6 protein-coding genes are annotated in these 8161 nt (G+C 63.6%); 5 read left to right on the forward strand and 1 reads right to left on the reverse strand.

From position 1 onward, the window contains the following. The first annotated feature begins 239 nt into the window (after positions 1 to 239). Positions 240 to 1115 carry a nucleoside triphosphate pyrophosphohydrolase gene (mazG, locus tag F8D48_RS08070; protein ID WP_170272777.1) on the forward strand — a complete coding sequence of 292 codons (876 nt, stop codon included), beginning with the start codon at positions 240 to 242 and terminating at the stop codon, positions 1113 to 1115. Here the strand turns inward: mazG and F8D48_RS08075 are convergent. Then, on the reverse strand, positions 1112 to 2794 hold the full coding sequence (locus F8D48_RS08075) for an amidohydrolase (protein WP_151431069.1): 1683 nt from the start codon (positions 2792 to 2794) through the stop codon (positions 1112 to 1114). The two genes, mazG and F8D48_RS08075, sit on opposite strands and share 4 nt — an antisense overlap. 704 nt (positions 2795 to 3498) lie before the next feature. Between F8D48_RS08075 and arcA the strand changes: the two genes are divergently transcribed. The 4 genes from arcA to F8D48_RS08095 all read left to right on the forward strand — a co-directional run. After that, positions 3499 to 4722, forward strand: coding sequence for an arginine deiminase (gene arcA / locus F8D48_RS08080; protein ID WP_151431072.1), 1224 nt, complete (start codon positions 3499 to 3501; stop codon positions 4720 to 4722). 194 nt (positions 4723 to 4916) lie between these two features. Beyond that, on the forward strand, positions 4917 to 5915 hold the full coding sequence (gene argF, locus F8D48_RS08085; protein WP_135971391.1) for an ornithine carbamoyltransferase: 999 nt from the start codon (positions 4917 to 4919) through the stop codon (positions 5913 to 5915). A gap of 206 nt (positions 5916 to 6121) precedes the next feature. After that, a complete protein-coding gene (gene arcC / locus F8D48_RS08090) occupies positions 6122 to 7078 on the forward strand; it encodes a carbamate kinase (RefSeq protein WP_151431075.1) in 957 nt (318 codons plus the stop codon). 322 nt (positions 7079 to 7400) lie between these two features. Next, a partial coding sequence (locus F8D48_RS08095; protein WP_151431077.1) for a serine/threonine protein kinase occupies positions 7401 to 8161 on the forward strand: 761 nt, incomplete at its 3' end.

Here is an 8161-nt window from a genome sequence, read left to right on the forward strand (position 1 = left end):
GATAATAAAGGAAAAGGCCCGCTTGTGCACCCCTTTTCTCGGTAAAGCCGTCGTTTCTTCCTATTTTGCGCCCTTTTGCGGCCCCGAAATGGGGATTTGGTGACGAATCGGCTTCGATTTACACCGTAAGGCCACAATTTTTCAAGAAGAACGACCCGTTGGGCGGCGTGCTTCGTTGCCGCGCTGCGCCACGGCGTCGCGTTATAATGGCGCGAAAACCCCTCCGGAAAGGATACCCCATGACCGAGAAACGCGTTGCCGAGGTGGAAGCTGTGCCGCACCCCGCCTTTGATGAGTTCGTTGCCACCATCGAGGCGCTGCGGGCGCCCGACGGCTGTCCGTGGGATCGGGAGCAGACCCACAGGAGCATTGCCGGCAACATGGTGGAGGAGGCCTACGAGGCCGTGGACGCCATCGAGGCCGACGACGGCCCGCACATGCTGGAGGAGCTTGGCGACGTGCTTCTGCAAGTGGTGCTGCAATCGCAGATCGCCGCCGATGCAAGGGAGTTCACCATTGATGATGTGTGCCGGGTGGTGAACGAGAAGATCGTGCGGCGCCACCCCCACGTCTTCGGCGAGATGGAGGCCGGCGACGCCAATGAGGTGCTGGATGTGTGGGATCAGATCAAGATGGCCGAGAGGGAGGCCGCCGATGCTGCCGGGGCGGCCCCTGCGAGCTTGCTCGACGGCGTGCCGAAAAGCTTCCCGGCCCTGAAGCAGGCCCAGAAGATCTCGCGCAAGGCGGCCTCGGCCGGCTTCGAGTGGGAAACGGTTGACGATGTGTGGGCCAAGGTGGACGAGGAAATTGTCGAACTCAAGGCCGCCTACGCTGCCGCTCCTAAGTCCGCCAACGGCAAGGTGGACGGTAGCACCGACCCGCAGACCCTGGCCGCCGTGGAGCTGGAGATGGGCGATGTGCTGTTCAGCCTCGTGAACGTGGCCCGCAAGATGGGCGTGCAAGCCGAGGAGGCCCTGCGGGCCACGTGCGGCAAGTTCCGCGCTCGTTGGGCCTTTATGGAGGGAGCCGCCGCCGGCCAGGGCCGCCGCGTGGAGGATCTTTCCATGGAGGAAATGGAAGGTCTCTGGCAGATGTCCAAGGCTCTGGAGGGCTAGGCTTCGTACACCTTGCGGCCGCCCACGTAGGTGGCTTGCACCCGGGACTTTTGGATGTCCTCGGGGGCCAGGGCGAAGGGGTTGGGGTCCAGCACCACCATATCGGCGAACAGGCCGGGGGCCAGCAGGCCCACCTCGTCGGCCCGCTGAGCCGCCAGGGCGCTGCCGGCCGTGTAGGCCCGCAGGGCCTCCGCGAGCGTGATGCGCTCAGCGGGCAGCCAGCCGCCCTCAGGCTCGTGGCTGTCGGCGTCGCGGCGGGTGACGGCGGTGTACACCGCGGCGATGGGGTCGATGTCGGTAACAGGGGAGTCGGTGCCGAAGGCCAGCACGGCTCCGGCGTCCAGCAGGCTGCGGAAAGGCCACATGTAGGGTACGCGCGCAGGTCCCAAATCGCGCTCGGGGCCGCCCGGATCCAGGGTGATGTGGCGGGGCTGCACGCTGGCCACGATGCCGGCCGCGGCCAGTCGGGCAATGTCTGCGGGTTGGAAGTTCTCCAAATGCTCGATGCTGTGGCGGGGCGGCACCCCATCGCTTCCGTCGTCGGCCACAGGGTGTCGCTCGAAGATGTCGATGCAGCGGTGGATGGCCTCGTCGCCGATGGCGTGGATGCGCACAGGCGCCCCCTCGGCTGCGGCCGGCGCCACCAGACCCTCCATGACCGCGGCATCCACGGTGGGGCGCCCGCAATCGCCCTCGAAGCGGGCGTTGCTGTAGGGGTCGTGCACCCAGGCAGTGTGCTGGCTGGACACCCCGTCGAAGAACTGCTTGAAGCCCCGAGCCGACAGCAAGGGACCAGTGTGGGATTCCCGCAGGGCCGCTAGACGCCCGCGGTCTTCCAGCAGGGTGGGGAACATGGACACGCGCAGGGTGAGCTCGCCGGCCTCTTCCAGGGCGGCGAAGAGGTCGTCGCGCACGAAGTCGAGCCCGGGCATGGCCATGAGCGACACATCGCACACCCCGGTAATGCCGTGCTCATTGCAGTAGGCCTCGAAGGAGCGGTAGGCATCCAGCAGCTCCTCCTGCGTGAACTCCGCCACGATGCGGGGCATGAGCGCCATGGCCGCCGCCTCGCGCACGATGCCCGTGAGCTGTCCCTCGCCATCGCGGTCGTAGGAACCGCCTGCCGGCGGCTCACTCTGCTCGGATATGCCCAGCCGCTCCAAGGCGCAGCTGTTCAGCCACAGGGTGTGGGCATCGCCCGAGTACATGGCCACGGGCCGGTCCGGATAGACAGCGTCCAGGGAGGCGCGGCTCGGCATGACGGGCGGGCTCCACAGGTAATCGCGCCAGCCCTGAGTGAGCAGCCACGAGCCGGCGGGGCGCCGGGCCGCCAGGGGTGCCAACCGGGCCACGGCATCGGCCTCGCTGTCGCCCACGAAGCGCTCGGCCAAGGGGGAGAGGTACAGGGCGGAATGGAAGACGTGCATGTGCGCATCGTGGAAGCCGGCCATGATCAGCGCGTCGCCCCAATCCTCCACGAGCGTTTCCTCGCCGCGCAGTTCCGCCGGCAGCGCTTCGGGACTGCCCACCCAGCAGATGCGGTCGCCGCGCACGGCTACGGCCTTGCGGGCGGGGGCTTCTTCGCTGCCTGTGAACACGGCGCTACTCACGTATATGCAGTCGGCCGCCGTCGCGGGGTTCTCGATGGCCGCGTCGACGGGTTGGCACGGAATGTCCATGGTTCACGCTCCTGTTCTCGCGCTGGCTTACGGCACGAAGTATACGCCCTCACGCGAAATTGTTCACGTGCACTACGACTTTTTTCGTTGTGGGCTGGGAAAAGAAAAAGACCGCAGCAAGACAGGAAGGGCGAGATAATGCATTCTCACAAAATGCCTCCCTGTCAATAAACATGACCATATTTCTATTATATCTATGGAAGATCGGTCTTGACCTGGAGAAATGTTAATCAGCCTGTGCCGCTCACCTGGTATATCTTCCAAACGCCCCATTGCCGGATGGAAATATGCTCCATTCGTAGAATTTGATTGAATAAGTAAGTGATTGGGATTTTTTTATTGCATGTGAACAAAAATGGTGTTACTTTGAACCCGTCGATAAATCCGACTGCGGCCGAGAAGACTAGGGGAGCTGCGGGGGATCGTCGATGCGCAAGGTTGTCATCCGATCTATCTGCTTCGGGTTGCTTTGCTTGACCTGGGGCAGGGGAGTGTTCTAAGGGGCGTTTATTCGAGGTGTAGGGATTCATCGGGGGCTGTAAACACGAGTTATACCCTCATCTAATCCTACTTTACCTCTTCCCTTTGGCGACGTTTCTGAGACATTGGATGCGCCGTCGCGCCGACCGCGATGGGCTGAGGCTCAAGGCCGTCAGCTTCTCAACTATGATGGTGCGCAGCAACGCGCCGGATTGGAGAGTCACATGCAAGGAGTAAACGTCAAGAGCGAGATCGGCAACCTCAAGAAGGTCATCTTGCACCGTCCCGGCGACGAGCTGCTCAACCTCACTCCGAACACGCTGGAGGAGTTGCTGTTCGACGATATCCCGTTCTTGGAAGTTGCTCAGGCCGAGCACGACGCGTTCGCCGACATCCTGCGCGGCGAGGGCACCGAGGTCGTGTACCTCGAGGACCTTATGACCGAGGTTATCGACGCGAACCCCGAGCTGCGCGAGCAGTTCCTCGACCAGTGGATCTTCGAGGCCGGCATTCGCACCGATATCTACAAGAACATCATCAAGGATTACATCAACGCCGAGTACGCCGGTACCAAGGACATGGTCATGAAGACCATGGCGGGCATCAACCTTCAGGAGCTGCCCGGTTCTGACACCCACCTCTTGGTGGACATGGTGTCCGACCGCTGCAAGCTCGTGTGCGCCCCCATGCCGAACCTGTACTTCACCCGCGACCCGTTCGCGATGATCGGCAACGGCGTGTCCATCAACCGCATGTACGCCCACACCCGCAACCGCGAGACCATCTACGGCGACTACATCTTCCGCTATCACCCGGACTTCGCCGGCACCCCTACCTACTACGATCGCAACGACACCTTCCACATCGAGGGCGGCGACATCCTGAACATCAACGAGCACGTGCTGGCCATCGGTATCTCCCAGCGCACCGAGCCCGATGCCATCGACGCCATCGCCCACAACGTGTTCAACGATGAGACCTCCTCCATCGACACCATTCTGGCGTTCAACATTCCGAACAACCGCGCCATGATGCATCTGGACACGGTGTTCACCCAGATCGACTACGACAAGTTCACCATCCACCCCGGCATCATGGGACCTTTGACCGTCTTCGAGATCACCCCCGACGGCAAGGGCGGCACCAAGATCCGCGAGCGCGATGAGGAACTGGAGAAGGTGCTCTCCGAGTACGTCGGCCAGCCCGTGCAGCTGATCCCCTGCGGCGGCGGCGACCGCATCGCCGCGGAGCGCGAGCAGTGGAACGACGGCTCCAACACCCTGTGCGTCCGCCCCGGCACCGTGGTCGTGTACCAGCGCAACAACGTCACCAACGACGTGCTGTACAAGAACGGCATCAACTGCCTGGAGATGCCCTCTGCCGAGCTCTCCCGCGGCCGCGGCGGCCCGCGCTGCATGTCCATGCCGGCCTGGCGCGAGGCCCTGTAGGCTTAGCGCACAGCCGCGCACCCCGCGCCGGCGCCAACGTCCGGTGCACCCGCGCCCTCGGGCGCATCCTGTAACGGCTTTTCCGGCCCAGTCTAGCCAGCCAGCGCTGGGCCGAAAAAGACGCGTGGGTTCCCCTGGTTCCCAGGGGGCCCGCGCGATATAACTTTCACTCTTTTCTCGGGAAAGGAAACAACATGCCTATCAATCTCAGCGGTCGCCCGTTCCTGCGCCTCCTGGACTTCTCCACCGAGGAGATCGACTACCTGCTGAAGCTCTCCAAGAACTTCAAGGACCTCAAGCGCACCGGCACCCCGCACCGCTACCTGGAGGGCAAGAACATCGTTCTCCTGTTCCAGAAGACCTCCACGCGCACCCGCTGCGCCTTCGAGGTGGGCGCCATGGACCTCGGCATGGGCGTGACCTACCTGGATCCCGGCTCCTCCCAGATGGGCAAGAAGGAGTCCATCGAGGACACCGCCCGCGTGCTCGGCCGCTTCTACGACGGCATCGAGTTCCGCGGCTTCGCCCAGACCGACGTTGAGGATCTGGCCGCCAACGCCGGCGTGCCGGTGTGGAACGGCCTGACCACCGAGTGGCATCCCACCCAGATGCTCGCCGACATCCTGACCGTGCAGGAGAACTTCAACTACGACATCAAGGGCAAGACCCTGGTGTTCATGGGCGACGCCGCCAACAACGTGGCCCGCTCGCTGATGGTCGTGTGCTCCAAGCTGGGCATGAACTTCGTGGCCTGCGGCCCGAAGGAGAACATGCCCGACGCCGAGCTCGTCGAGACCTGCACCGCCATCGCCGCTGAGAACGGCTGCACCGTGAAGTGCACCGACGACGTGGCCGAGGCTTGCACCGGTGCTCATGTCATCTACACCGACGTGTGGGTGTCCATGGGCGAGCCCGACGAGGTGTGGGCCGAGCGCATCAAGCACCTCGAGAAGTTCCGCGTGACCAAGGAGGTCATGGCCATGGCTGACCCCGAGGCCATCTTCCTGCACTGCCTGCCGGCCTTCCACGACACCAACACCACCATCGGTGCCGATATCGCCGAGCGCTTCGGCGTCACCGAGATGGAAGTGGAGGACGAGGTGTTCGAGTCCAAGGCCTCCAAGGTCTTCGACGAGGCCGAGAACCGCATGCACACCATCAAGGCGGTCATGTACGCCACCCTCTGCGGCTAAATCGCTTAAGCGGGGAACGGGCCTGTGCGGTCCGTTCCCTTCCTTACTGTTTGCCAACGGACGTCATACGGGACGATGCCCGAAGTGGTGTCACCGTAGAATCGAATCCGTTGCATGTTCCATGTATCTTGTAACCGCTGTCTCGCCTCACTTACATGCAACCTATGGCTGGCACGCGGTTCATCGAAACGATTGAGGTGAAGTAAATGGCTTACGAAAAGGGCAACGGCAAGACCGTCGTCATCGCCCTGGGCGGCAACGCCCTCGGCAACACGCCCCAGGAGCAGCTGGAGCTGGTGCAGAACACCGCCAAGCACATCGTCGACATGATCGAGGAGGGCACCAACGTCGTCGTGTCCCACGGCAACGGCCCCCAGGTCGGCATGATCAACAACGCGTTCGCCTACGCCGCGGCCAACGACGACAAGACCCCCGACATGCCCTTCCCCGAGGCCGGCGCCATGAGCCAGGGCTACATCGGCTACCAGCTGTCCCAGGCCATCCTGAACGACGTGAAGTCCCGCGAGATCCCCCGCTCCACGGCCTGCATCGTGACCCAGACCGTGGTGGACGCCGACGACCCGGCGTTCCAGAACCCCACCAAGCCCGTGGGCGCGTTCATGGACGAGGAGACCGCCAAGGCCAAGGCCGAGGCCATGGGCATCACCGTGAAGGAGGACGCCGGCCGCGGCTGGCGCCAGGTGGTGGCCAGCCCCATCCCCAAGCGCATCGTCGAGTTCGACGCCGTCAAGGACCTCGTGGACGGCGGCTACATCGTCGTGTCCACCGGCGGCGGCGGGGTGCCGGTGTTCGAGACCGAGGGCGGCTACGTGGGCACCCCGGCCGTCATCGACAAGGACCGCTCCAGCGCGCTCATGGCCTCCGAGCTGGGCGCCGACATGCTGGTGATCCTCACCGCCGTCGAGAAGGTGTGCGTCAACTTCAACACCCCCGAGCAGGAGCAGATCTCCGAGATGACCGTGAGCCAGGCCCGCGAGTACATCGAGCAGGGCCAGTTCGCCCCCGGCTCCATGCTGCCGAAGGTGGAGGCCTGCATCGAGTACGTGGAGAAGTTCCCCGAGGGCAGGGCGCTCATCACCTCGCTGGAGTGCGCCGCCGCCGGCCTGCGCGGCGAGACCGGCACCGTCATCGTCGCCGACTAAAGCTGTACGGAGACGGCGTCTCCCCGCGTTTCGCCGTCTCCTCCCATAGGGTCGCTCCCTCGGCGCGACCCACCATAAGAGCGAAAGAGAGCGCGTTTTCCGCGAGGGTGGAAAACGCGCTCTCTCGCTTTATTCGTATGCACAACGAGTCAACAAAAAAATATCTCCCAAACTGGGAAGTTTTTTGTTGCAGGTGAACAAAAATGGTGCTATATTAACGGCATCGGCAAAGACAGTCCGATCACTTTTCTGGCTTTGCCGATTCATCCTATTCCTCATCGTCGCGAGCATGGTTAAGGCATGCTCAAGAAAGGAATGAACCATGGCAAAGATCGTCAGCTCTTGGAACGACTGGGACCCGCTGAAGCGCGTCATCGTCGGCCGCTGCGACAACTCCGTCATCCCGCCGGAGGAGCCCGCCACCTCCGAGAAGGTGCCCGTTGACTCCGAGATGCGCGGCATGTGGGGCCTGCGCCCGCTCGAGACCGTCGAGCGCGGCAACGAGTGCCTCGAGAACCTCGTGAAGATCCTCGAGGACCGCGGCGTCGTCGTCGACCGCCCGACCCCGCTGCAGTGGAACCAGGCCATCGGCACCCCGGACTTCCGCAACGACTCCATGATGACCTGCATGCCCCCGCGCGACATCCTGCTGACCATCGGCAACGAGATCATGGCCGCCGCCAACTCCTTCCGCTGCCGCTACTTCGAGTACCTGGCCTACTGGCCCCTCATGGAGATGTACTTCGAGCAGGACCCCGACTTCAAGTGGACCCAGGCCCCCCGCCCGCGCCTGACCGACAAGTCCTACAAGCACAACTACTACGACGAGAAGATCACCCTGGAGGAGCGCCTCGAGCGCACCGCCGCCAAGGACTTCGTGACCACCGAGGTTGAGCCCATGTGGGACGCCGCCGACGTGATGCGCATGGGCAAGGACCTGTTCATCCAGCACGGCCTGACCACCAACCGCGCCGCCATGGACTGGTTCCAGCGCTACTACCCCGAGTTCCGCGTGCACGCCGTGAACTTCCCGGGCGACCCCTACCCGATCCACATCGACGCGACCTTCGTGCCGCTGCGCCC

The organism is Adlercreutzia muris (genome assembly GCF_008831045.1).
In the GTDB taxonomy this organism is placed as follows: domain Bacteria; phylum Actinomycetota; class Coriobacteriia; order Coriobacteriales; family Eggerthellaceae; genus Adlercreutzia; species Adlercreutzia muris.